Genomic DNA, 23,177 nt, shown 5'->3' with positions numbered 1-23,177 from the left:
TGTGAACGATACATGGTCGAACGAGGGCCCGGTCGCTGCCGACCGGGCCCTGTTCGCGACTGCAGAGTCAGTCGACGATCTTCGAGGTCAGGCCGTCGGCCTCGGTGTCGGCGGTGGTCTTGCGCTGGAGTCGGGACTCGAGCCAGCGGGCGAACCCGGCGACGATCATGTTGATGATGATGAACAGTGCCGCACCGACGATGAACGTCGGCAGCAGGTTGTTGTACTCACGACCGATGAGGTTCACCTGGTAGAGCAGGTCTTGATACGTGACGATGAAGCCCAGGGCCGAATCCTTCAGGAGCACGACGATCTGGGCGATGATCGTCGGCATCATCGCTCGCAGCGCCTGCGGCATGAGCACCAGGCTCATCACCTGCCCCGAGCGCAGCCCGATCGCCATGGCCGCTTCACGCTGCCCGGTGGGGACGGCGAGAATGCCTGCGCGGATGATCTCGGCCAGCACCATTCCGTTGTAGAGAGTCAGGCCGAAGACGACCGACCAGAAGGCACCGATCTCGTTGCCGAAGAGGAGGAACATCGCGAAGATGAGCAGCAGCACGGGCACGCCGCGGAAGAATTCGAGGACGATCGTTCCGGGAACCGAGATGACTTTCTTGTGTGAGAGCCGCAGGAGGGCGAAGACCACTCCGACCACCAAGGCAAGGACCGATGCCACGACCGCGACTTTGAGGGTCGCGAGCATGCCTTGGAGAAGGACGGTCTGAATCTGCGCGAAGGTGAAGGGGTACCACTTCTCGGGTTCGAGCTGACCGGCGTCGGCGAATTTCCAGATCACAAACGCCACGAGAGCCAACAGCACGATCAGCGACACGATCGAGAGGATGATGTTGTTCCGGCGGGACTTCGGCCCCGGTTCGTCGAACAGCACTTGAGTGGGTGCGCTCATCGCAGAATCACCAGCTTCTTCTCCAGGTAGTCGAAGACACGGCCGAGCAGCAGAGCCAGGATCAGATAGGCCAATGCGGTGCCGAACAGAATCGGGATGACGAGGTCACCGCGGATTTCGATGGCATTGCGCATCGCGGAGATCAGCTCTCGGTTGTTGAACGCCGAAGCGATCGAGGTGTTCTTGAGCATCGCGATGATCACACTGCCCAGGGGCGGGATGACCGTTCGGAAGGCCTGAGGCAGAACCACTTCGCTCAAGGTCTGTCCGAAACTCAGGCCTACTGCGCGGGCGGCTTCGGCCTGTCCGACGGGAATCGTCGAGATTCCCGACTTCAGCGTCTCCGCAACGAAGCACGCGGTGTAGGCGATGAGAGCGATCGTGGCGTAGACGAAGGAGTTGAAAGAACTCGTCGACCCGAATCGGATGTCGAGGAACGGCAGTCCGAATGCACAGAAGAACATCACGAGCGTCAGCGGAGTGTTCCGGACGACGTTGATGTACGTCGATGCGGCGATGCGCAGCACCGGGGTCGGTGAGACACGCATGGCGGCGAGTACCGTACCGAGGATCATCGATCCGATCAGGGCGACGGTGAAGAGTCTGATCGTTCCCCACGCGCCGGAGAGGAACATCTGGAGAAGCTCCAGGAAATCCATGGCAGATTCCTTAATCGATGCGAGGGCACCGCACGGTGCCCTCGCATCATGTCAATCTGTGGACTGGGTCAGTAGCGGTCGACCTTGGGCATGTCGACACCATCGGTGGATCCGAGTGTGTATTCGAATGCCTTCTTCCAATCGCCGTCGTCCATGCCCTTCTCCAGAGCATCGTTGACCGCGTCCCGCAGGGCTTTGTCGTCCTTGGGCAGTCCGACGCCGTAGGGCTCTTCGGTGAAGGGCTTGCCGACGACTTTGAATTCGCCTTCGTACTGCTTGGCATAGCCGCGCAGGATCGCGTCATCGGTGGTCACCGCGTCGACGGATCCCGACTGCAGGTCGGTGACGCACTTCGAGTAGGCATCATAGGTGACGAGTTCGGCCTTCTTGTACTTGTCCTTGATGTTCTGCGCCGGAGTCGAACCGTCGACGGAGCAGACCTTCTTGCCGTCGAGGTCCTCAGGACCGGCGATATCGGAGTCCTCGGCGACGAGCAGATCCTGACCGGCGACGTAGTACGGCCCGGCGAAGTCGACGACCTTCTTGCGCTCGTCGTTGATCGTGTAGGTGGCGACGACCATGTCGACGTTGCCCTGCTGCAGGAACGGCTCACGGTTGGCCGAAACGGTCTCCGTGTACTTGATCTGGTCGGGCTTGAAACCGAGCTGTGCGGCGACCATCTTCGCGATCTCGATATCGAAGCCCTCGGGCGTCTTCGATCCGGCCGAGACGTTTCCGAGACCCGGCTGATCGTACTTCACGCCGATGGTGATCTCGCCGGCGTCCTTCGCCGCCTTCCACGTCTTCGAGTCGGCGATGTCCGCGCTCTCGTTGACAGTGTATTCGGGAGCCTCTGCCTTGGCTCCGTCGCCGTCGGCAGGTGCGTCCGGGGTTCCGCCCTGGCCGCAGCCGCTGAGTGCCAGCATTCCGATGGCCACCGAGGCGACCGCCAGTCTGAGCTTCTTCATGGTCTCTCCTTGTGAGTGAGGTGGTGCTGATTGAAAGCGGTGGTGTCAGTTGGTGAGGATCTTCGACAGGAAGTCTTTGGCTCGGGCGCTCTGGGGGTTCGTGAAGAACTCCTCGGGTTCGGCGACTTCGACGATCTCCCCGTCGGCCATGAACACCACGCGATGGGCGGCTTTGCGGGCGAAGCCCATCTCGTGTGTGACCACGACCATGGTCATTCCCTCCTCGGCGAGTCCGACCATGACGTCGAGGACTTCGTTGATCATCTCCGGGTCCAACGCCGAGGTGGGCTCATCGAAGAGCATCACCTTCGGCTTCATCGCCAGAGACCGGGCGATCGCAACACGCTGCTGCTGACCACCGGAGAGCTGAGCCGGATACTTGTCGGCCTGGTGGGCGACGCCAACGCGTTCGAGCAGCGCCATCGCCTGCTTGTCCGCCTCGGCCTTCGGGATCTTGCGCACCTTGATCGGTCCCAGAGTGACGTTCTCGAGGATCGTCTTGTGGGCGAAGAGGTTGAAGGCCTGGAACACCATGCCGACGTCGGAGCGCAGCTGAGCCAGGGCCGCGCCTTCGGCGGGCAGTTCCCGGCCATCGATCGTGATGCTGCCGGAGGTGATGGTCTCCAGCCGATTGATCGTCCGGCACAGGGTCGACTTGCCCGAGCCGGAGGGTCCGATGACGACGACGACTTCGCGTTCGGCGATATCGAGATTGACGTTCTTCAATGCGTGGAAGTCGCCGTAGTGCTTCTCGACTTTGCTCAAGGACACCAGTGGTGGTGATTCAGCTCTCATATGTTGTGATCCTAGTGAATATGGGCGCGCAGAAGAACGGCACGCCCGGGGCAGACAGAACTGCAACCGACTTGTGACCTCGAGCACTCCCCCGACTGCAGTTCCTGCCGGGACGCGATCGCAGCCCTCAGGCGTCGGCCGTGTGAGCGAGCTTCTCGCCTTCTCTGCGCAGCTCGATCTTGCGGATCTTGCCCGACACGGTCATCGGAAACGACTCACGGACTTCGACATAGCGAGGGATCTTGAAATGAGCGAGTTTGCCGGAGCAGAACTCACGGACCTCGTCGGCGGTGAGCGAGTCGAATCCGTCCTTGAGGATCACCCACGCCATAAGCTCTTCGCCGTACTTCTCATCGGAGACGCCGACGACCTGGACGTCGCGGATCGCGGGATGATGGTAGAGGAATTCCTCGACCTCGCGCGGATAGATGTTCTCGCCTCCGCGGATGACCATGTCCTTGATCCGTCCGGAGATGTCGACGTACCCATCGTCGTCCATGATGGCCAGGTCGCCGGTGTGGATCCAGCGAGCCGCATCGATGGTTTCGGCCGTCTTGTCCGGCTGATTCCAGTAGCCGAGCATGACAGCGTATCCGCGAGTGCAGAACTCGCCCTTCTGGCCGCGCGGAACGGTCTGTCCGGTGACGGGGTCGACGATCTTGATCTCCAGGTGGGGCATGACTCGGCCGACCGTCTCGGTGCGCTTCTCCAGTGAGTCATCCACTCGCGTCATCATCGACACCGGCGCGGTCTCCGTCATGCCGTAGCAGATGGCGACTTCGGACATGTTCATATCGTCGATGACTCGACGCATCGTATTGACCGGGCAGGGCGAACCGGCCATGACGCCGGTGCGCAGCGAGGAGAAGTCGAATTCCGCGAACTGCGGATGCTCGAGTTCCGCGATGAACATCGTCGGTACACCGTAGAGCGAGGTGGCCTGCTCTTCGGTGACCGCCCGCATCGTCGCCACCGGGTCGAAGGCGGGAGCCGGAAGCACGATCGCTGCGCCATGGCTGAGTGCGGCCAGGTTGCCGATGACCATGCCGAAGCAGTGGTAGTACGGCACGGGAACGACCACGGTGTCGGCGGGGGTGTACGAGAGCATCTCGCCGATGAAGAAGCCGTTGTTGAGGATGTTGTGGTGGCTGAGCGTCACGCCCTTGGGGAAGCCTGTCGTTCCGGACGTGTATTGGATGTTGATCGGATCATCGGCCGAGAGGTCGTCGATGAGCTGCTGCAGCCGCACCGCGTATTTCGCCCCTTCGTCGTCGAGCATCTCGCGACCCTGCTCGATGAGGTGGGCGAAGGATTCGCGCTCGCCCACCGTGACACCGCCGATGAGGTCCTCGGTGACAGTGTCGAGGAAGACGAGGTCGAGGCCGGGGATCTTGGCCGCCACCTCGGTGGCGATGGCATGGAAGTCCGAGTGCGGAGGTGCGACGATCTGCGAGATCATCAGGCTCATTCCGGACTGCTCGACGACGAACTCGAGTTCGTGGCTGCGGTAGGCGGGGTTGACGTTGACGAGGATCGCCCCGATCTTCGCCGTGGCGTACTGGACGAGCGCCCATTCGCCGACGTTCTGCGCCCAGATGCCGACGCGGTCGCCCTTCTTCACCCCACGTTCGAGAAGACCGATGGCCAGTGCGTCGGTATCACGATCGAAGTCGGAGTACGTCCACCTCCGGTTCGAATGCCGATCGACCAAGGCCAGCGCTTCGGGATTCTCGGCTGCGGTGCGTTTGATGTGCTCGGCGATGGTGATCCCGAGCAGCGGTTCCGTCGATGTTCCCGACGAGTAAGACAATTCGGACACTGCGGTGTGCTCCCTTGCATGCCAATTTTCACTGTGACTGATTGCACACTATTCCGTCACGGTCCCGCATGCAAAAGCTGAGGAGGAATTCAGCGGCCTCACCTGCGGATTCGGGGTCGACCTGCCCGATGGGAGCCGAGTGGGCGACGCTTCCGTTCTCGACCAGAACCAGTGAGTCGGCCAAGGCGGTGACATCGTCGACGTCATGAGTGACGAGCAGTGCGCTGCGACCCTTCAGCAGACGGACCAGCACTTGCCGGGTCTCGACTGCCACATCCACGTCGAGGGCAGCGAGAGGCTCGTCGAGCAGCAGCAGCTTCGGCTCGACGACGAGAGCACGAGCCAGGGCGATGCGGGCGGCCTGCCCGCCGGAGACGGCGTCCGGTCTGCGGTTCGCGCACTGCCCCACGCCGAGGCGGTCGAGCATCGCCTGCGCGCGTTCATTTGCGGCGCCGCGAGACGCGCCCAAAGCCCGCAGACCGAAGCTGACGTTCTCGATGACGTTGAGGTGCGGGAACAGGAGCGGGTTCTGCGCGAGATGGACGATGCCGCGATCGTGGACGGGTGGCCACAGGCCCGCGGCGGTATCGAACACCGTGTCCTCCCCGATGCGGAGTCGTCCGGAGTCGGGCACGAGGGCTCCGGTGAGGACCTGGAACAGGGTGGATTTTCCGGCCCCGTTGCGACCGATGATCGCGGTGGTTCCCGGCCGCGAGGCACTGAGATCCAGTGCGATTCCACGGGCGCTGAGTCGGATTTCGGCACTGATGCCCTGCCCGGGGTCCGCGGATTGCGCGTCTGTGCTCTCCGCTCCCCCACGTTCGGATACATCCGTCGGGGAGCGCGGGTCCGCCTCGACGGGGGCGGCAGCCGGGACCGTGTCGGCGGGAGTGGGTGTCGGAGAACTGCGCGGGGACTTCAGGCGGAGAGCGTGCGGGGACCGGTAGGCGAGGATGATGATGAGCACGGCGATGGCGATGAGCAGGAGCGAGAGGCCGATGGCTGCCTGCGGGTCGGATTCGCGCACGAGATAGATCTGCAGCGGCATCGTCCTGGTGACGCCGGACAGCGACCCGGCGAAGGTCAGCGTCGCCCCGAACTCGCCGAGCGAGCGAGCGAAGCACAGCACGGCACCCGTGATGATCCCGTGTCGGAGCAGCGGCAGGGTGACGGTGAAGAAGACGCGATTGGGTTTCGCGCCGAGCTCGGCGGCGGTGAGCTCATAGCGGCGGCCGAGTCCCGCGGTGGCGGTCTCGACGGACATGACCATGAACGGCAGGGACACGAAGACCTGCGCCATGATCACCGCCGAGGTGGTGTAGGCGAGGCTGAGGCCCGCCGCCTCGAGTCCGCCGCCGAGGATGGCCGACCGGCCCCAGGTGTAGAGCAGTGCGAGTCCGCTGACCACCGGTGGCAGCACGAGGGGCAGCAGGATGAGGGTGCGGACGATGCGTTGGCCGGGGAACGTTCGGGTGGCGAGCAGGTACCCGAGGGGAAAGCCGATGAGGACGCTGATGAGAGCCGAGGTCACCGAGGTCAGCAGGGACAGCTTCATCGCCAGCCGCGATTCCTCGGCCGTGATCACGGCAAGCAGACCCTGCGGGTCGACTCGGGTGAGCATGCCGATGATCGGCAGGAGCAGGAAGACGATGCCGATGACGGCGGGCAGCCACAGCCAGCCCGGGATGAGCGGATCCGATCTGAGCCGCCTCTCTCGGCTGGGCGGGGACGCCGCCGGTCGGTTTGGGAAGGGCGCGGGCATTGTCAGCCTGCGGCGAAACCGGCGTCGCGCAGCAGCTTCTGGGCTGTGTCGGAGCCGAGGAACTTCACGAAGGCATCGGCTTGGTCCTGGTTCTCGCTGGCCTTGACGGTGGCGGCCGGGTACTTGTTGATGACCTTGTCTGCGCCGTCGAGATCGACCTGTTCGACCTTGCCGTCGCCACGGGCGATATCAGTGACGTAGACGATTCCCGCATCGGCCTGTCCGGCGCCGACCTTGCCGAGGACATCGGTGACCGAGTTCTCTTCGCTGACCGGATCGAGATCGACGTCATTGGTCTCGGCCCACTTCTCCGTCGCGGCTCCGCAGGGCACCTGAGGTGCGCAGACTACGAGGTCGTTGCCGGAGAAGTCCTTGGAGCTCTTGATCGCCTTCGGATTGCCGTCGGCCACGGCCAGCGTGAGCGTGTTCGAAGCGAACATCTCAGGCTCGCCGGCGAGCAGGTCGTCGTTCTCCAGCGTGTCCATCGTCTTCTCATCAGCGGTGGCGATGACGTCGGCGGGGGCGCCTTCGGAGATCTGGGAGACCAGGTCGGACGATCCGGCGAAGGAGAACTTCACCTCGGGTGCGTTCGGATCGGTCGCCGTGAACTCATCGGCGATGTCTTCGAAGACTTCGGTGAGCGAAGCGGCGGCGAAGACGGTGATCTCTTCCGATTGGTCCGCTTCGGCCCCCGTGTCGGGTCCGGAGGAGCAGGCGGTCAGGGTCAGGGCTGCGACGGTGCAGAGCCCCAGCAGGGTTTTCTTCATACCCCCATTGAACCCGCAGATGCGGTTCCGTGTCGACTTCAGTTCCGATTATGAGACTCGCAGAGTTCGTGCAACGCGGAAGAGTCGACTGCCCTTCATGAACCCGGGACGGTGTCGATCGACACCATCGTCGCCTTCACCGAGGCGGTCGCGAGGCTTCCCGGTTCGAGCTCGAGTTCGCGACAGGCTTCGGCCGACATCAGCGATACCACGCGGAAGGGACCGCACTGCATGCTGACCTGGGCCATCACTCCGTCGATGCTGACGTCTGTGACGAGTCCGGCGAAGCGGTTGCGCGAGGAGCTCACGACGCCGCTGGGATCGGGCAGAGCCCCGGACGATGTTTGGGCGAGGGCGGCGAGCTCACTGCCTTCGACGACCGCCCGGTTCGACGCGTCTTTGTGTTGGGAGAGGCGACCATCGGCGACCCACCGGCGAACCGTGTCATCGCTGACTCCGAGGAAGCGTGCCGCATCGCTGATACGCAGTCGTGTCATTCGAGGGCTCCTACCCATTCGTCCGTGCCATCGCTGAAGTGCTGGTGTTTCCAGATCGCGACCCGGGCCTTGACCTCGTCGATGAGCTCGGAGCAGGCACGGAAGGAATCCTGCCGGTGAGCGGAGGCGACGACCGCGGCCAGGGCCACGTCGCCGATCTCGAGGTCACCGACGCGGTGGACGACGGAGAGCCTGACCGCGGGATGACGGGCAGCGACGTCTGCCGCCACCTCGGCGATCTGTGTTGAGGCCAGGGGGTGGTATTCATAGTGCAGTCGGCTCACTCCACGGCCTTCATCGTGGTCGCGGATGACACCGGAGAAGCTGACGGCGGCACCACAGGCGTCGGTGAGGACCTCGGGTTCGAGCTCCTGGGTCGAAATCGGGGTCTCGACGACTCCTGTGGTCACGACGGTTCCGGTGCTCATGACTCTCGTGTCCAATCGCCGCTCTTTCCGCCGGTCTTCTCGATGACCTTGATGTCGCCGATCACGGCTCGACTGTCGACGGCTTTGATCATGTCGAAGATCGTCAGCGCCGCCGTGGTCACAGCCGTCAGCGCTTCCATTTCGACGCCAGTCTTCGACACAGTCTTGACCGCGGCAGTGATGGCCACCGCGTCCTCGCGGAGTTCGAACTCCACATCGATTCCCGTCAGCGGCAGCGGATGGCACAGCGGGATGAGGTCGCTGGTGCGCTTGGCGCCCATCACGGCCGCGATGCGGGCCACGGGCAGGGCATCGCCCTTGGGCAGTCCCGCCTCGGTGATGAGGTCGATGACCTCGGACCGAGTGGTGATGAGGCCGGACGCGACGGCCCGGCGCTTCGTGACGTCCTTGTCGCCGACATCGACCATCTGGGCTGTCCCCGATGCGTCGACGTGGCTGAGTTTCATGCGATCTTCCACGTCATCAGCCTATCTTCCATAGCTGAGAACGGATCGCCTGTGCCCGCCTCCTCGGGTGAGACGAAGACGAGATGGCTGGCTTCGGCATAGCTGTGCAGCAGGTGGGATCGGGAGTCGCCGACGAACTCGAGGCCTGCCTCAGTCAGTCTGGCACGGCGGACCTGCAGCTTTCCGGCTGGAGGGGCTTCGTCGAATCCGTGGGCCAGTCGGTGGTGGGCGACTTCCCGGGGTGCTTCATGATCGGCCAGCCCGAGCAGGGCGGGGCGGATGAAGAGCTCGAAGCTGATGAGTGTGCTCACCGGGTTGCCGGGAAGTGCCACCCACGCGTGGTCGGCCAGACGTCCGCAGCCCTGCGGCCCCCCGGGCTGCATGGCGATCGGTTCGAAGGTCATCGAAGAGCCCGCATCGAGATCGGCAGCGAGTTTGACGACTTCGTGCGCTCCCTTCGAGATGCCGCCGGTCGAGATGACCAGCTGAGCGTCGCTGTCGCGGACTCGGTCGAGCAGCTGCTGCGGGTCGTCGGGGACGAACGCGACCTCGGTGTCGACACCGAGGCGGCGCAGCCCGGAGCTGAGCGTCACGGAATTCGCGTCGTTGATCCCGGCGGCCGCCTCGGCGGCGATCTCATCACCCGTGCTCACGACGAGGACACGCGGCAGGCCGAGCACGGGCAGTTCGTTCACTCCACACGCGGCGGCCACGCCGAGGTGAGCGGGCGTCAGCATGGTGCCCGCGCTCAACACGGTCTGACCGGCGCTCACGTCGGAGCCGCGGGGGCGGACGAATGCTCCCGGGCACGGTTCCGCATGAGCGTCGAGGGTGATGGATAGGGTGATGGATTCGGCACCGAAGCGTCCCGGCGAGGTGTCTTCGATCTTGACGACCATATCGGTTCCCTGCGGCAGCGGTGCCCCGGTCATGATCTCCACCGCGGTGCCCGGCTGGACTGTCTCACCACGGGACCCCGCTGCGACGCGACCGCATACGAGAATCGGGCGTTGCCGCATCTCCTCCACGGTGGCCGCGGCCAGGGCGTAGCCGTCCATGCTCGAGTTGTCGAAGCCGGGCACATCGATCGGCGATTCCACATCGGCGGTCAGTCGCCTCGGCGCTTCCAGCAGTGAACTCAGCGGCAGGCTCACCGGACCGGTCAGCGGCGTAATGATCTCGGATATGCGCTCACGATGCATCTTCGCAGTAGTCATGGGACGATGATATCGACACGCTGTTCAAGGAGGATGACGCAATGGAGAAGATCGGCCTGCCCATGCCGGTGCTGAGAACTCCGACGGTGGACCCGGGCGAGGAGTTCACCGCTCACAATGAGGACTCGCTGCTCGACACCTTCGATCGCCGCGCTCGCGACCTCCGCATCTCCCTCACCGACTTCTGCAATCTGCGCTGCACCTACTGCATGCCGGAAGAGGGCGTCGAGTTCATGTCTCGCGACTCCGCAATGTCCGGTGACGAGATCGTCCGCTTCGTCCGCATCGCCGTGGAGAAGTTCGGCGTCGACCAGGTCCGCTTCACCGGAGGCGAACCTCTCACCCGCAAGGACATCAACGAGATCATCGCCGGCGTCGCAGCACTGGAGCCGCGACCGAACATCGCACTGACGACGAACGCGATCGGCCTGGACAAACGCGCCGCGGGGCTGAAAGCGGCGGGACTGGATCGCATCAACGTCTCTCTCGACACGATCGATCCGGAGACCTTCGCGACCATGACCCGGCGCCCGTTCCTCAAACGTGTGCTCGAGGGCATCGACGGGGCGAAAGCCGCCGGTCTCAACCCTGTGAAGATCAACGCTGTGCTGCTGCCGGGGGTCAACGATGCACAGGCTCCTGATCTTCTGCAGTGGTGTCTCGAGCAGGATCTGAGCCTGCGGTTCATCGAACAGATGCCCCTGGATGCCGGACATTCCTGGGAGCGGACGTCGATGATCACCGCAGCCGACATCTTCGCCCTCCTCGAACCCCGATTCGTGCTCACCCCGGATTCGGCCCCGCGGAACGGGGCCCCGGCCGAGAAGTTCCTCGTCGCCGATCGACGCCGTCCCGATTCGATCCTCGGCACTGTCGGCATCATCGCTTCGGTCACGCGTCCCTTCTGCGCAGACTGCACTCGCACTCGCCTGACCGCGGAGGGACGTGTGCGCACCTGCCTGTTCTCCCGCACCGAGGTCGATCTGCTCACGGCGATGCGCGATGGTGCTTCCGACGAATCGATTGCGAACCTATGGAAGGGTGCGCACTGGAAGAAGCTCGCCGGTCATGGGATGGACACGGATTCGTTCGAGCAGCCACAACGACCCATGAGCGCCATCGGAGGATAAGTGCCCACCATCACCGTTCGGTTCTTCGCCGCAGCCCGGGAGGCCTTCGGCGCCCGCGAATCACAGATCCGTGCCGGGTCCGTCGATGAGCTCGTCACGTCCCTCGCCGAGGCGGCCGACCCCCAAGCCGCGACCGTGCTGTCGCGCTCGAGCTTCCTCGTCAATTCCGTGGCCGCCACCGATCGGTCCGTGAAACTGTCCGACGGTGACACCGTCGATGTCCTCCCGCCGTTCGCCGGCGGGTAGGACCTTGAACAGCGAGATCGGTTGAAGCCTCGTCAGCTCTGCTCTGGAGTCGGCTGTGACAGATAGGCGAGATATCCGCCGTTGACCGAGGTCACCGCGATGCCGTGAGAGCGCAGCTGCGCAGCGGTCTTCGCCGAGCGCACTCCCGACCGGCAGTAGAGGGCGATGCCGTGCGGCCGTGCTGGGGCGGCATCAGAGGAGGCGGGGGTGTCCGCTGTGTCGGGAGTCGGCAAGCGGCTGGGATCGGCGAGCAGCTCGTCCATCGGAATGTGAATGGCACTGGGGACCATCCCCGAGGCGACCTCATCGTCATCGCGGATGTCGACGAGGATGGAGTCGGCCTCGACGTCCGCCCAGGTCACGGTGGCCGGCCCCAGGAGGCTTTCCCCTGTGGTCGGGCCGGCTGTTCTCTCTGCGGTGTCGTCGGTCTTGAGTGAGTCGAACGTGTGCTGGGCGTAGTCGCCGCGGTGCTGCCCGAGGTCTGTCACCGGAGGCCTGCCCGGAATCGGTCGCACCGGGACCGTCTCCCAACTGGTGTCGAGGCTGCTGTGGATGGCCACGCTGTTGACGAGCGGGGTGCCGATTCCGGTGAGCACCTTGATGGCCTCCATCGCCATCGCGGATCCGATGCTTCCGCACAGGGGCCCGAGGACTCCGGCGACCGAACAGTCGGGCACACTGCCCGGAGCCGGAACCTCGGGGTAGAGGTCGCGCAGTGTGGCGCCGCGTTCGGCATCGAAGACGGCGACCTGACCGTCGAAACCGAGGATCGTCCCCCAGACGAGTGGGATTCCGAGAATCTCACAGGCATCGTTGGCAAGGTAGCGGGTGGCGAAGTTGTCGCTGCCGTCGACGACGATGTCGACGCCTTCGAAGAGTTCGAGAGCGTTGTCCGGAGTGAGCAGCTGCGGAATCATCCGGACCTCGATCGACGAATTGATCCCGTTCATCCGCTGCCGGGCGGAATCGATCTTACGAGTGCCGATGGCCGCCTCGGTGTGGATGACCTGGCGATGCAGATTGCTCAGCTCGACGACATCGGGATCGATCACGGTGATCGTGCCGATGCCGACGGCCGCGAGGTAGCTGAGTATCGGGGCGCCGAGTCCCCCGGCACCGATGACGAGAACATGCGAGTCGAGCAGTGCGGCCTGCGCGCTTTCACCGAATCCGGACAGTCGGATCTGCCGGGCGTAGCGGGTCCGGTCGGCAGGACTCAGGCGTGAAGTCGACATGGCCCCATCCTAATCCGGAAGGGAGGGAGGGAAGGCGTCAGCACTCGAGGTAGTCGATGGCCGTGCCTGCGCACAGTTCTGCTGAACCATGCGGGGTATCGGTGCCGCGCGGGATTCTGATGATCACATCGGCCGCGGCGAAGTTCGGAAGCCTGGACCGGTCGGCAGGGAGGATCTCCCCTGATTCGGTGAAGGTGCCGGGACGGAAAGTGACGGCGTTTCCGTGTGTTCGCAGATCGGGTCCTGCGAGAAGTCCCTTCCGCCATCTCCGTCGCAGGCTCTTCCCGGTCAGCAGCGAGCCGACGAAGAGGTGGAAGGCGACGAAGGCTCCCTGTGGAGTGCCGGGCAGATGGATGAGCGGCAGAGTGCCGCGGCGTCCGAAGCCCTGAGGCGATCCGGGTCGCATATCCAGTCGGCGGAACGTCGAATGGTCGGGTTCCAGGACCTGACGGACGACTTCGAAGGCACCGGCGCTGATACCTCCGGTTGTCACAACGAGGTCGGCCTCGGCGCTCATCGTCGTGAGCACACCGCGCAGCTCGTCGGCGTCGTCGCTGCACGTGGCTTCGATGGGTTCGGCACCGAAGCCGCGGACTGCGGCGGCGAGCATCGGCAGGTTCGAATTGAAGATCGAGGAGGCGGCCGCCTCGGTGCGACTCTCACCTGTCTGGTCGGCACCCTGGATTTCGTCCCCGGTGACGATCAGACCGATGCGGGGTCTGCGGAGAACTTCGATCTCGGTGATGCCGAGCATCGCCAGCACGCCGACCCCGGCTGAGGTGATCCGCTCCCCGGCGGTCAGGACGATGTCGCCCCGGCACATGTCCTCACCGATCGAGCGGATGTTCCACCCGGGCGGGACAGCGGCGGGGAGGGAATCGATTCGGATGGCTTCGGGAGCCGGCCCGGTCTGTCGAGCGTCGGTCAGCTCGACAGGGACGACCGCCTCGGCGCCGGAGGGAACGGGAGCACCTGTCATCACGCGCACGGCACATCCCGTCTGCAGCGTGACGGAGGAATGTCCGGCGGGAGTGTCGCCGACGACTCGAATGGCATTCCCGTCGCGGGCGGAGTTCAGGGCGGCGCCGTCGAGGGCGAATCCATCCATCGCCGAGGCGGCGAAGTCGGGCACCGATCGCGGAGCGCTGATGTCCGAGGCCGTGGTGCGCCCGACGGCGCTGCGTACCGGCGTCGTCTCGGTGTGGAGATTCGGTGCCAATTCGGCGATGAGCTCGGAGTAGTCCTCTGGGTCCAATGATGTCCTTCCCTCGCTCCGATCCTACTTGTGAATCGGCGGAGCCAGACGCGATGATTCGGTGCGGCACTGGTCGAAGTTCCGGTGCGACTCGGACCGGGTTCGTCTACAGTGTGGAGCGTGGACACTGACCGAGCAGTAACCATCGAATCCTCACAGTTGAAACCGCTCAGCTGGGAGGCCGCTGCGGCTGCCTCGCTGGCGGTCTCGGCGGTTGTGCTCTTCGGCCTGGGAACGACGTTTCCGCAGGTCCGCGCCTTCGGATACGCACCGATGCTCGCGGCCCTGATCATCGCGTGGAGTGTCAATCGGAGTTTCGCCAGAGACCTCAGCATCATCGCCGCGTGTCTCGCTCTCATCTCGGCGATATCGGTCGAAGCCGATATCTCGTGGTCGAACATCGCACGCATGGGCGTTGTGCTCTCAGCCGTCGTCATCGGCCCTTGGCTCGTGACTCGTTACGTGTTCGAAGACAAGACGATCCAGTTTCCGCTGCGTCGCGGCCAGCCCTGGTCGCGGCTGGAATGGGCATGGCTGGTATTCGTCGTTGTGGTCGCCTGGGCAGTGCTGCCGCAGTACTTCATGCGCACCGGGGTCTACCTCAACTGGCCTCCGCTGACGAACTGGTCGGAGATCATCCGACTGTTCTTCGGGGTCAACGCCGTGGGCATCTGGGACGAGCTGTTCTTCATCTGCACGGTCTTCGCGCTCCTGCGCAAACACTTCTCGTTCTGGACCGCGAACATATTCACCACGATCATCTTCGTCTCGTTCCTCTGGGAGCTCGGCTACCGGTCGATCGGTCCGCTGCTGACGATCCCCTTCGCACTCGTGCAGGCCTTCATCTTCACTCGCACGAAATCGCTGCCGTATACGGTCACGGTGCATCTGCTCTTCGACGCGCTCGTGTTCCTCACGATCGTCCACGCCCACCATCCTGACGCGCTGCCCATCTTCATCGGCGTCTGACTGCTGCAGGCAGCCTCTCGATGCCCGGCATCTGTCACCCGAACTCGTATAATCTGCCGGTGGCACCGCACCCCTCACCCGTCCGGCCACACCCTCGTGCTGCAACGCTCTGAAGCGACACTGCGGGTGAGGGATGCCCGCCCGGAAACGACGAAGGCTCCCGTGAGGCGGTGACCCACAGGAGCCTTCGGACTGCGCTGGCTATGCGCGAAGCTACTGAATCAGCGGATTCCGCGCAGCAGCCCCAGCATCGGCTTCGTCAGCGTCAGCGCGAGCAGGCCGAGCACGACCGACGATCCGCCGACCGACAGCCAGTAGGGTGCCTGGTTGCCGGCGTCGAAGTACCCGCCGAGCACACCGGACAGTGCCGTACCGACACCCGAGGCAAGGAAGAACACGGCGATCATCTGCGACTGGAAGACCTTCGGAGCGACCTTCGTCGAGAACGACAGGCCCACCGGCGAGATGAGCAGCTCACCGAAGACGAATACGGCCAATGTGAGAGCCACCCACAGCAGCGGAGTCTCATTGGGGCCGGCCTCAGCGAAGGGCAGGAACATGAGGAACCCGATGCCGATGAGCACGAGTGACAGTCCGGCCTTGACCGGTGTCGAGATCTGCTTGGGTCCGAGCTTCATCCACATCGTCGCGAACAGCGGGGCGAAGACGATGACGAAGAACGCAGGGATCAGCTGGATCCAGTTGATCGGCATCTCCCATCCGAAGATCGACCGGTTGAGCTGAGTATCCGAGTAGACGGTCAGCACTCCGAAGATCTGCTGGTACATCGACCAGAACACGACAACCGTCAGGAAGAACGGGATGAAGGCGAGAACACGAGAGCGTTCGTCGGAGTTCGTCTGCGGCGAGGTGTACATGACGATGAAGTAGCAGGCGGCCGCTCCGGCAGAGATCCCGGCGATCCACCAATCGAGGTTTTCCGCGTTGACGATCTTCGTCATCCACAGAATGACGGCGAGGAGAATGACGACCACGACGGCCACGATGAAGAGGTAGAGCTTGTTCTTCGGCAGCGGATTGACTGCAACACGAGACTCCGGCGGCAGGCTCTTGCGACCGGTGAGGTAGATGATCAGGCCGAGTGCCATACCGACCGCGGCGGCCCCGAATCCATAGTGGAATCCGATGTTCTTCTGCAGGAGTCCGGTGAGCAGCGGGCCGAGGAGGGCACCGATATTCACGCCCATGTAGAAGATGGTGAAGCCGGCGTCACGACGCGGGTCCTTCTCTTCGTAGAGTTCACCGACCAGTGCCGAGGCGTTCGCCTTGAGACCGCCCGAGCCGAGCGCAACAAGGATGAGGCCGACTGCCACTCCCCCGAAGCCGGGGATGAACGCCAGGCAGATGTGACCGATCATGATGATGATCGCGGAGTAGAAGAGGACCTTCTCCGCTCCGGCGAGGCGGTCGGCGATCCAGGCGCCGAGGATCGTGGCGAGGAAGACGGCACCGCCGTACGCACCGACGATGCCCACTGCCGTACCCTGCTCCATCCCCATGCCGCCGTCGGTGACGCTGAAGTAGAGGTAAATCGCGAGGATGCCGTTCATCCCGTAGTAGGAGAATCGCTCCCACAGTTCCAGGCTGAACAGCTGCATGAGCGGCAGAGGGTGTCCAAAGAAGCGGGTATCGCTGCGGACGGCCTCGGTCGTCGAGGTGCTTGAAGACATTGTGTGCTTTCCGTAGTGGTGTGAGAGGCCACGATCCGTGGGCGCATTTCACGATGGACCAGCGGACATCCTACTCCTCGGTTATGTCCCGGTCACACCTGGCAATGCCTGGGACACGCCGTCCCAAAACACGGAAAGTCGAAGTGATTCAGATCTCTTCCTCGGCTCCGTCGACGCGCTGCCGTGACGGCTTGTCAGAGCTCAGATCGCGGCGCCTCCCGACGAACAGATTGAGGACACCGGCACACAGGACGATCGCCGAGGCGGCCACCGGGACGGCCATCGCCACGGCCGTTCCCCGATCCTCGGCGAGGATTCCGTTGATCGCCGAGGACACCGATTGGCCGACGATGATCGCCGACCCCGCCATCGACATCACGGTCGCCGACCGTCCGAGCGGCGCACGTTCGGCGGCGAGGCTGAAGAGGGTGACGAGGCTCGGGCCGATTCCCGTGCCCATGAGCAGCAGAGCCATGACGATGATCGGCATCGATTCCGTCGACGCGAGGATGACCGATCCCGTGACCAGAATGGGCGCGAAGCACAGCAGTCGCGCCCACAGAGCGAACGCAGAGGGGAACAGCGCCACCGAGATCGCCAGCACCGCAGAGCCGATGCCCATCACTCCGTAGATGAGACCGGCCTCCTCCGGCCGGCCGATGTCGTTGGTCAGCGCGGTGAGAGCGGTGAGGGTGGAGCCGAACACCATTCCGACGCCGAAGACACCGAGGATGATGACGAAGACACCGGCGGTGAACATGTCCTTGGCGGGGGCACGCTCGCCGAGGCTGCTCGACGTTCCAGTCGAACGCGCCCGCCCGGTCGGGTGGAGTGCGAAGGCGGAGACGAAGACGAGCGTCATCACGATCGCCCCGATGATGGGCGCGACCGGGGTGAAGAAGGTCGCCAAGAGCCCGACGAGGAAGGGTCCGAAGACGAAGATGACCTCATCGGCTGCGGATTCATAGGCCATCGTGGCATTGAGCACCTTCGGCCGCCTCGACAAGGGCAGCACGGACATGACGATGTCGACGAGGCGAGACCGCGACATCGGCGCGACCTGAGGTGAGGTGGCACCGATCGCGAAGGCGGCGATGAACACGACGAAATCCGGCAGCGGGCTGAAGACGACCCACGCCATGAAGGTCAGCGCCAGGCAGTTGAGGATCCCGGCGATGAGCAGAACATAGCGCTGACCCCACCGGTCGGCGGCCGCCCCGATGAAGGAACCGAACAGAGCCGTGCCCAATCCGACCACAGCTGAGTTGATCCCGCCCAAGCTCAGCGATCCGCGGCCGGCCACAACGAGGGTGAGCACACCGACGACGATCATGGCGAAAGGCATGCGGGCGACGAAGGCGATCGGGAAATAGCTGCGTCCGACGGCCGAGAACAGAGTCGGTGAGGACTGCTGCGCGGTGGTGCGCCGAGCCGAGGCGGGCATGTCGCTGTCTGTCATATCAATCCAGTTTCTGCTCCCGCTCGTCCGGGAGGTCGTGCCGCCGTGGTGACCTGGATCAAATCACTCGGTAGGTGCACGCTGTTGGTCTGAGAAAGTCGAACCGAAGGGTTCACCTTCAGGCTACTGTGTTTGGCGATCCGATTCGAGTGCCAATGCACCAAGCGACGTTGAGTTTGATCACCATGGCACGGACCTCATTCCCATCCGCGACTCAGAAAGAACGCAGATCGGTCTGCGAGGATGACGGCTATGAACTTCTTGTCTCGCGTCATCGTCAACGCCTGTGCGATCTGGGTGGCGGCCTGGATCCTGCCGGGTGTGACGATCACAGGGAACCGGGTCGTCGAGGAGCAGGCCGGCGCCATTCCGGCGATGATCATCTCCTACCTCGTCATCGGCCTCATCTTCGGATTGGCGAATGCCTTCATCAAACCGATCCTCAGCTTCGTCTCGGCTCCGATCACGTGTCTGACCCTGGGACTGTTCTCCATCGTCATCAACGCGATCATGTTGGCGCTGACGAGTTGGCTCAGCGGGTTCACCCCGTTCGAGTTCACCATCGATTCGTTCTTCTTCTCCGCCATCTTCGCCGCGATCATCGTCTCGATCGTCTCGGCTCTGCTCGGTTGGCTGGTCCCGGAGCGAAGCGCCGAACACGACCGGAGATGAGCAAAGTCCTCTACGCGATGTAGACTGTTGCTGAGAGTCAGCTGACCACCAGAAACATCGCCGGAGGAGACCATGTCCGATATCGCCGCCCCGAAGAGAACCCGCAATTCAGCATCGTTCGCCGATGTCATCGTCTTCGTCTTCGCCTTCGCTCTGTTCGTGTTCGGACTCTACCTCTTCGGAGCCTCATTCTCCTCACCTGAGGGAACCGAGTTCTGGGTGTTCTGGGGTGGTCTGCTCGCGTCGTGCTTCGCATTCCTCGTGCCGATTCTCTACCGCTGGGCACGCGACTCCCGCCGCTGATCTCCAACACGGTTGAAGAGAAGGGCCGCTGCGCTGATGCGCAGCGGCCCTTCGTCGATTCACCGTATCTGCCTTCGGCCTGTCACGCGCCGAATCACCGGTCGATTCGCCGGTGGCAGAAATCCATGATCGCCGAGGCGGCCTCCTCCGACCGTTCATAGTGCACGAGGTGGCCCACCCCATCCAATTCCACGAATTCGACGTCGGGGAGCTTCTCCACGAATGCCCGGGTCGGGCCGATCGGGGCAATGGCGTCCTGATCGCCGGCGATGACGAGCGTGGGCATACTCAGGTGGTCGGCCACCTCGGTGACGGTGTGCGCGACGGACGTCGCGAAGGCCTCTGACAGGGACGCGCGGTCAGCGAACGACGAGAAGTGCCGCGAATGCTGATCATGGATGTACGAACGCAGGCCGGGGTCGCGAGTCGTGGCCATGGCCACGCTCATGGCCCGGACGATCACGGGGTTGCTCAGCAGGGAGCGACCGGCTCGCTCGGGCAGCCGCGCACCGAGGGCGTAATAGGCCCGGGTGACCGCGGTGAGGAATCGTGCGGGCCCTTCGAGGGCGGGGCTGGTGATCGGATTGATGAGCACGAGCTCGTCGACGACGTCCCGGTGGGAGGCCGCCAGGTGGCTGACCAGGATCGAACCGAAGGAGTGCCCCACCAGGATCGGTGTCACGCCCCGCTGCCTGCCCACCTCGGCGCGCAAAGCGAGGAGATGATCGACGAAGGCAGAGAGCGACGAACCCGAATCCAGCGGGGCAGTGAGACCGAACCCGGGCAGGTCGGGCACGACCACCTCGCGGTCGGTGATGCTGCCGGCGATGAGGTCCATTCCATGATGATCCCCACGGAAGCCATGCACCATCAGCAGCGGACGCCGACGCCGCTCACCCGGATGGATCCACGCGGCCGTGCTGTGGGAGCCCAGCCGGATGTCGGTCCGCTGTGATTGACGTATCCGCACCTCAGTCGGTTTCGGCGATGTGCAGTCGACTCACGGCACGTCGGGGCACGACCACCACCGGAACGGGCAGGACACGCAGCAGACGGCGAGCCCTCGCACCGATTGCTACCTTGCCTCCGTGGCCCAAGCGGCTCGATCCGATGAAGGCGAGGTCGCCGGGCTGCCAGTCGATGGTCTCGGCGGCCTCTTCGATATCGGCTCCGGCCTTGGTTCTCACCGTCGCACGGCCAGAGGCCAGCATCTCCGAAGCGTCGTCCGCCAGCACCGCTCCCCCGTACTGTTCGGCGAATTCGGTGATCTCGGCGACCTCGTCGTCATAGAGTCCGTCGTTCTCGATCAGGGACAGCAGTCTGAGATCGACTCCGAGGCCGACAGCCGATTCGATGGCCGCTCCGATGAGTGACGAAGCACCTGGGCGAGCCCCGTAGAGTGCGGTCACCCGCGAGATCGGCCCGATGTCGGACCTGCCCGACGGGGCGAGCACGACGGGCACCGTCGACGAGTGCAGCAGCGACGAAGCGACCGTGCCGATGCGCAGTTGGCGCATCAGTGTGGTGGCCCGTGCACCGATGATGATGCCCAGTGCGCCTTCCTGCTCGGCGACCTCCATGAGGCCCTTGGATTCGTTCGAGGCGATGTGGATGCAGCCTCTGGCGCGGATGTCATCGGGGATGAGTGCCAGGGCTTCGTCCAGCCAATCGTCGATCTGCTGGGCCACGATCCCGGCCCCGTCCTTGGGCACGGCGCTGCCGGCGAGAATCGTCGATGATTCCGGACGGACGATGGTGACCACGAGTTCGACGTCGATGGAACGCGCGATCGAAATGGCCAGCGAGATCGCATCCCGGCCCCGATCCGTGGCGATGTATCCGACGACCAGACGTCTGGTGGTGGCGGTCTCTGACATCCTCAACTCCTCAAGCTGCGTGTCCGACTGATGCACGTCTCTTCCGATTCTACGTCGGCCCAAACAGCGCTTCGACCAACAGTTTTCACGAACCGTCTTTCTCGCCCGAACAGTCGAAGTGAAAATATTTGAGAAAATAATGAACAAAACTCCCACACGCAATGAAAGCTGTGCTAAATTCGACAGTGCAATTACGGATTCGCAGACACCAACCTGATTGCACCTTGACAATAGCGGACGTTGACGCCGTCCCCACGAGATCCACGACCATGAAAGGAGAGCAGTTACGATGATGAATTTTCTTGCAGGCCCTGACCTTCGAACGCCTTGGCATGAATACGCTGCCTGCCCGATTGGCGGACAAGGACTCGTCGGCTGACACAGCCGTCTCCCACGTCTTTTCCACCGGTTGGCTTCCGGCCACCGTTGTCCTCTGAGCCACCGGTTGCCTGATATCCGGCATTCTTCACGCCCGGCTTGTGTCCAGATCACTTTCGGCATCCCTGCTGTGCCTAGCACCGCCAGTTGCCGCACCTGATCCGGCCACTTCACGCCAACATCATTGAGTTCGGTCCGATCTGCTGCATTCGCGAGTGAGCGCCGTACCACCTGGCGCCTTCCGCTGTGCGGCCGACCAGTTCGGATTCATTGCCTATCGTATTCCGTTGCCATATCAGTGAATCTGTCATTGCAATGACCTATTCCCATATTGGCAATTAGCTGCCTTTGTCATATGCACCCTTGCGCAGGCGATTCATTGTCAATGTCACGACTTTTTCGGCAATTGTTTATCTGACCGTCATTCCGGGATATCTCCTGCCCATTTGCGGATATCCCCTGCCCGAAAACCACGAGGAATAATTGTGTCCACCACATTCCCATTCACCTATCCACGACGCTGGGCCCTGAGCACCGGAATGAAGCTCATCCGGTGGGCGCGCCGCCCAGCCCCGACACCCGAGTCTCGCCGCCTGAAGGTTGCCCGTCGTCAGCAGGCTCGCCTGCGCGAACACGCTCGCGAGCAGCGCGTACGTGAACTGCGCGAGCGGGATATCGTGCGCTACCTCAGCCAGGTCCGGCCGTTCATCTGATCCACCGCGGAGAATCCTCGGCGGATAGCTGACTCGCCGCGGCCCGAGTTCATCGGACTCGGGCCGCGGGGTCGGCCCCGATCAGTGCCTGAACACGGGGTTCCAGTATTCCCGCCCTTGTGGCGAGCGTCACTCTCCGCCGATTTGGTCTCTCACCCACACGTGGGTAATATTGATCAGGCAAGCGGGGGTATGGCGCAGTTGGTAGCGCGTCTCCATGGCATGGAGAAGGTCAGGGGTTCGAATCCCCTTACCTCCACCGCTGAAGGGCGGGGATCCAAACAAGGATCCCCGCCCTTCTTGCTACCTGACGGCGGCCCAGCAACCTGGCGCGAGGTTGCTGGGCCGCCGTCAGGTAGTAATTAGGGGCGGGTTTCCAGGGTGAGCAAGGTGCGTTTCTTTCCCTCTCCCCATGCGTAGCCGGTCAGGGATCCGTCCGCTCCGATGACTCGGTGGCAGGGCACGATGATGCTGATGGGGTTCTTTCCGTTGGCGGCCCCCACAGCACGCGCCGCACCGGGTCTTCCCAGCATCTCGGCCAGCTCACCGTAACCTGCTGTGCTGCCAAACGGAATCTGCGTCAGCGCCTGCCACACCGAGCGTTGGAATTCCGTTCCCTTCGCCGCCAAGGGCAGATCGAACTGTGTGCGCTGGCCTGAAAGGTACTCCCCCAGCTGTGCCTCGGCGCGGTGGAAGATCTCCAGGTCGTCTTCCGGAGTCGGTTCGACTCCGAACATTCTGTCGAGTCGAGCATCGATCGCCTCGGAGACCTCGAGATAGAGCCCGGTGAGATGGACTCCGTCGGAGGTGAGCAGGATCGGTCCTAGGTCCGTGTCGAGGATCGTCGTATATACCGGCGCCGAGGCGGTCGGCAGCTCCATGGCAGCGGTGAACTTCCGTGCGGTGTCGGGTTGGGTCGTTGTCGGCGTGGTCATGTCTGCGTGTCCTTCGTGTCGGTGA

24 protein-coding genes and 1 tRNA gene are annotated in these 23,177 nt (G+C 63.6%); 7 read left to right on the top strand and 18 right to left on the bottom strand.

The window, feature by feature from the left end:
* Nucleotides 1-67: 67 nt before the first annotated feature.
* The 11 genes from HK108_RS02615 to HK108_RS02565 all read right to left on the bottom strand — a co-directional run bounded on the left by HK108_RS02615 (nt 68) and on the right by HK108_RS02565 (nt 10,289).
* Nucleotides 68-910: an amino acid ABC transporter permease gene (locus tag HK108_RS02615; protein WP_139907983.1), complete on the bottom strand. Its 843-nt coding sequence runs from the start codon at nt 908-910 to the stop codon at nt 68-70.
* Nucleotides 907-1,569, bottom strand: a complete 663-nt coding sequence (locus tag HK108_RS02610) for an amino acid ABC transporter permease (protein ID WP_092014068.1) — start codon at nt 1,567-1,569, stop codon at nt 907-909. The genes HK108_RS02615 and HK108_RS02610 overlap by 4 nt, the downstream gene beginning before the upstream one ends.
* A 68-nt stretch (nt 1,570-1,637) precedes the next feature.
* A complete protein-coding gene (locus HK108_RS02605; RefSeq protein WP_139467106.1) occupies nt 1,638-2,537 on the bottom strand; it encodes a glutamate ABC transporter substrate-binding protein in 900 nt (299 codons plus the stop codon).
* A 45-nt stretch (nt 2,538-2,582) separates the two neighbouring features.
* A complete protein-coding gene (locus HK108_RS02600; RefSeq protein ID WP_139467105.1) occupies nt 2,583-3,332 on the bottom strand; it encodes an amino acid ABC transporter ATP-binding protein in 750 nt (249 codons plus the stop codon).
* A gap of 127 nt (nt 3,333-3,459) precedes the next feature.
* On the bottom strand, nt 3,460-5,151 hold the full coding sequence (locus HK108_RS02595; RefSeq protein WP_139467104.1) for an AMP-binding protein: 1,692 nt from the start codon (nt 5,149-5,151) through the stop codon (nt 3,460-3,462).
* 28 nt (nt 5,152-5,179) lie between these two features.
* Nucleotides 5,180-6,913, bottom strand: a complete 1,734-nt coding sequence (locus HK108_RS02590; RefSeq protein WP_181270478.1) for an ABC transporter permease — start codon at nt 6,911-6,913, stop codon at nt 5,180-5,182.
* 2 nt (nt 6,914-6,915) lie between these two features.
* Nucleotides 6,916-7,680 (bottom strand): molybdate ABC transporter substrate-binding protein, encoded by a 765-nt coding sequence (gene modA, locus HK108_RS02585; protein WP_181270477.1) that lies wholly within the window; start codon nt 7,678-7,680, stop codon nt 6,916-6,918.
* Between the two features lie 95 nt (nt 7,681-7,775).
* Nucleotides 7,776-8,177, bottom strand: a complete 402-nt coding sequence (locus HK108_RS02580) for a TOBE domain-containing protein (RefSeq protein WP_139467097.1) — start codon at nt 8,175-8,177, stop codon at nt 7,776-7,778.
* Nucleotides 8,174-8,605: a molybdenum cofactor biosynthesis protein MoaE gene (locus tag HK108_RS02575; protein ID WP_139467095.1), complete on the bottom strand. Its 432-nt coding sequence runs from the start codon at nt 8,603-8,605 to the stop codon at nt 8,174-8,176. The genes HK108_RS02580 and HK108_RS02575 overlap by 4 nt, the downstream gene beginning before the upstream one ends.
* Nucleotides 8,602-9,072: a cyclic pyranopterin monophosphate synthase MoaC gene (gene moaC / locus HK108_RS02570; RefSeq protein WP_139467425.1), complete on the bottom strand. Its 471-nt coding sequence runs from the start codon at nt 9,070-9,072 to the stop codon at nt 8,602-8,604. The genes HK108_RS02575 and moaC overlap by 4 nt, the downstream gene beginning before the upstream one ends.
* A complete protein-coding gene (locus tag HK108_RS02565) occupies nt 9,069-10,289 on the bottom strand; it encodes a molybdopterin molybdotransferase MoeA (protein WP_229663916.1) in 1,221 nt (406 codons plus the stop codon). The genes moaC and HK108_RS02565 overlap by 4 nt, the downstream gene beginning before the upstream one ends.
* A gap of 41 nt (nt 10,290-10,330) precedes the next feature.
* Here HK108_RS02565 and moaA point away from each other — a divergent pair, with 41 nt between their 5' ends.
* Nucleotides 10,331-11,419, top strand: coding sequence for a GTP 3',8-cyclase MoaA (gene moaA, locus HK108_RS02560; protein WP_139907981.1), 1,089 nt, complete (start codon nt 10,331-10,333; stop codon nt 11,417-11,419).
* Nucleotides 11,420-11,665, top strand: coding sequence for a MoaD/ThiS family protein (locus HK108_RS02555; protein WP_139467091.1), 246 nt, complete (start codon nt 11,420-11,422; stop codon nt 11,663-11,665). It abuts the gene before it with no gap.
* A 32-nt stretch (nt 11,666-11,697) separates the two neighbouring features.
* On the opposite strand, the gene HK108_RS02550 is transcribed toward HK108_RS02555, so the two are convergent.
* Together HK108_RS02550 and HK108_RS02545 are read right to left on the bottom strand one after the other, a co-directional pair.
* Nucleotides 11,698-12,900, bottom strand: a complete 1,203-nt coding sequence (locus HK108_RS02550) for a ThiF family adenylyltransferase (protein WP_181270476.1) — start codon at nt 12,898-12,900, stop codon at nt 11,698-11,700.
* 37 nt (nt 12,901-12,937) lie between these two features.
* Complete coding sequence (locus HK108_RS02545) at nt 12,938-14,155, bottom strand: molybdopterin molybdotransferase MoeA (RefSeq protein WP_181270475.1); 1,218 nt, start codon at nt 14,153-14,155, stop codon at nt 12,938-12,940.
* Nucleotides 14,156-14,266: 111 nt separating this feature from the next.
* Here HK108_RS02545 and HK108_RS02540 point away from each other — a divergent pair, with 111 nt between their 5' ends.
* On the top strand, nt 14,267-15,124 hold the full coding sequence (locus HK108_RS02540; protein ID WP_373284067.1) for a CPBP family intramembrane glutamic endopeptidase: 858 nt from the start codon (nt 14,267-14,269) through the stop codon (nt 15,122-15,124).
* Between the two features lie 221 nt (nt 15,125-15,345).
* Here the strand turns inward: HK108_RS02540 and HK108_RS02535 are convergent, their stop codons facing one another.
* Nucleotides 15,346-16,815: a peptide MFS transporter gene (locus HK108_RS02535; protein WP_139467086.1), complete on the bottom strand. Its 1,470-nt coding sequence runs from the start codon at nt 16,813-16,815 to the stop codon at nt 15,346-15,348.
* A 148-nt stretch (nt 16,816-16,963) separates the two neighbouring features.
* A complete protein-coding gene (locus HK108_RS02530) occupies nt 16,964-18,274 on the bottom strand; it encodes an MFS transporter (RefSeq protein ID WP_229663914.1) in 1,311 nt (436 codons plus the stop codon).
* Nucleotides 18,275-18,526: 252 nt separating this feature from the next.
* Between HK108_RS02530 and HK108_RS02525 the strand changes: the two genes are divergently transcribed.
* Nucleotides 18,527-18,946: a phage holin family protein gene (locus HK108_RS02525; protein WP_039210811.1), complete on the top strand. Its 420-nt coding sequence runs from the start codon at nt 18,527-18,529 to the stop codon at nt 18,944-18,946.
* A gap of 72 nt (nt 18,947-19,018) precedes the next feature.
* A complete protein-coding gene (locus HK108_RS02520) occupies nt 19,019-19,249 on the top strand; it encodes a hypothetical protein (RefSeq protein WP_139467084.1) in 231 nt (76 codons plus the stop codon).
* A 94-nt stretch (nt 19,250-19,343) separates the two neighbouring features.
* Here HK108_RS02520 and HK108_RS02515 read toward each other — a convergent pair whose 3' ends face one another.
* Both HK108_RS02515 and HK108_RS02510 read right to left on the bottom strand, forming a co-directional pair.
* Complete coding sequence (locus HK108_RS02515; protein WP_229663913.1) at nt 19,344-20,087, bottom strand: alpha/beta fold hydrolase; 744 nt, start codon at nt 20,085-20,087, stop codon at nt 19,344-19,346.
* 133 nt (nt 20,088-20,220) lie between these two features.
* Nucleotides 20,221-21,126, bottom strand: coding sequence for a universal stress protein (locus tag HK108_RS02510; RefSeq protein WP_181270474.1), 906 nt, complete (start codon nt 21,124-21,126; stop codon nt 20,221-20,223).
* A gap of 863 nt (nt 21,127-21,989) precedes the next feature.
* On the opposite strand from HK108_RS02510, the gene HK108_RS02505 reads away from it, so the two are divergent.
* Together HK108_RS02505 and HK108_RS02500 are read left to right on the top strand one after the other, a co-directional pair.
* Nucleotides 21,990-22,217, top strand: a complete 228-nt coding sequence (locus HK108_RS02505) for a hypothetical protein (RefSeq protein ID WP_139467077.1) — start codon at nt 21,990-21,992, stop codon at nt 22,215-22,217.
* A 186-nt stretch (nt 22,218-22,403) separates the two neighbouring features.
* Nucleotides 22,404-22,476, top strand: a tRNA-Ala gene (locus HK108_RS02500).
* A gap of 103 nt (nt 22,477-22,579) precedes the next feature.
* Here HK108_RS02500 and HK108_RS02495 read toward each other — a convergent pair.
* Entirely contained in the window at nt 22,580-23,152 is a 573-nt protein-coding gene (locus HK108_RS02495) for a methylated-DNA--[protein]-cysteine S-methyltransferase (RefSeq protein ID WP_308423763.1), read from the bottom strand.
* Between the last annotated feature and the right edge of the window lie 25 nt (nt 23,153-23,177).

The sequence above is a fragment of the Brevibacterium sediminis genome (genome assembly GCF_013623905.1).
Classification (GTDB): Bacteria; Actinomycetota; Actinomycetes; order Actinomycetales; family Brevibacteriaceae; genus Brevibacterium; species Brevibacterium sediminis.
This window is presented reverse-complemented; position numbering and strand designations above follow the sequence as displayed.

Bases quoted from the DNA above. Each gene is read 5' to 3' on its own strand.
- HK108_RS02605 (WP_139467106.1), bottom strand. From the start codon at position 2,537: ATGAAGAAGCTCAGACTGGCGGTCGCCTCGGTGGCCATCGGAATGCTG.
- modA (WP_181270477.1), bottom strand. From the start codon at position 7,680: ATGAAGAAAACCCTGCTGGGGCTCTGCACCGTCGCAGCCCTGACCCTG.
- HK108_RS02610 (WP_092014068.1), bottom strand. From the start codon at position 1,569: ATGGATTTCCTGGAGCTTCTCCAGATGTTCCTCTCCGGCGCGTGGGGA.
- HK108_RS02575 (WP_139467095.1), bottom strand. From the start codon at position 8,605: ATGAGCACCGGAACCGTCGTGACCACAGGAGTCGTCGAGACCCCGATT.
- moaC (WP_139467425.1), bottom strand. From the start codon at position 9,072: ATGAAACTCAGCCACGTCGACGCATCGGGGACAGCCCAGATGGTCGAT.
- HK108_RS02520 (WP_139467084.1), top strand. From the start codon at position 19,019: ATGTCCGATATCGCCGCCCCGAAGAGAACCCGCAATTCAGCATCGTTC.
- HK108_RS02600 (WP_139467105.1), bottom strand. From the start codon at position 3,332: ATGAGAGCTGAATCACCACCACTGGTGTCCTTGAGCAAAGTCGAGAAG.
- HK108_RS02495 (WP_308423763.1), bottom strand. From the start codon at position 23,152: ATGACCACGCCGACAACGACCCAACCCGACACCGCACGGAAGTTCACC.
- HK108_RS02515 (WP_229663913.1), bottom strand. From the start codon at position 20,087: ATGGACCTCATCGCCGGCAGCATCACCGACCGCGAGGTGGTCGTGCCC.
- HK108_RS02510 (WP_181270474.1), bottom strand. From the start codon at position 21,126: ATGTCAGAGACCGCCACCACCAGACGTCTGGTCGTCGGATACATCGCC.
- HK108_RS02530 (WP_229663914.1), bottom strand. From the start codon at position 18,274: ATGACAGACAGCGACATGCCCGCCTCGGCTCGGCGCACCACCGCGCAG.
- HK108_RS02535 (WP_139467086.1), bottom strand. From the start codon at position 16,815: ATGTCTTCAAGCACCTCGACGACCGAGGCCGTCCGCAGCGATACCCGC.
- HK108_RS02580 (WP_139467097.1), bottom strand. From the start codon at position 8,177: ATGACACGACTGCGTATCAGCGATGCGGCACGCTTCCTCGGAGTCAGC.
- HK108_RS02590 (WP_181270478.1), bottom strand. From the start codon at position 6,913: ATGCCCGCGCCCTTCCCAAACCGACCGGCGGCGTCCCCGCCCAGCCGA.
- HK108_RS02525 (WP_039210811.1), top strand. From the start codon at position 18,527: ATGAACTTCTTGTCTCGCGTCATCGTCAACGCCTGTGCGATCTGGGTG.
- HK108_RS02615 (WP_139907983.1), bottom strand. From the start codon at position 910: ATGAGCGCACCCACTCAAGTGCTGTTCGACGAACCGGGGCCGAAGTCC.
- HK108_RS02565 (WP_229663916.1), bottom strand. From the start codon at position 10,289: ATGACTACTGCGAAGATGCATCGTGAGCGCATATCCGAGATCATTACG.
- HK108_RS02550 (WP_181270476.1), bottom strand. From the start codon at position 12,900: ATGTCGACTTCACGCCTGAGTCCTGCCGACCGGACCCGCTACGCCCGG.
- moaA (WP_139907981.1), top strand. From the start codon at position 10,331: ATGGAGAAGATCGGCCTGCCCATGCCGGTGCTGAGAACTCCGACGGTG.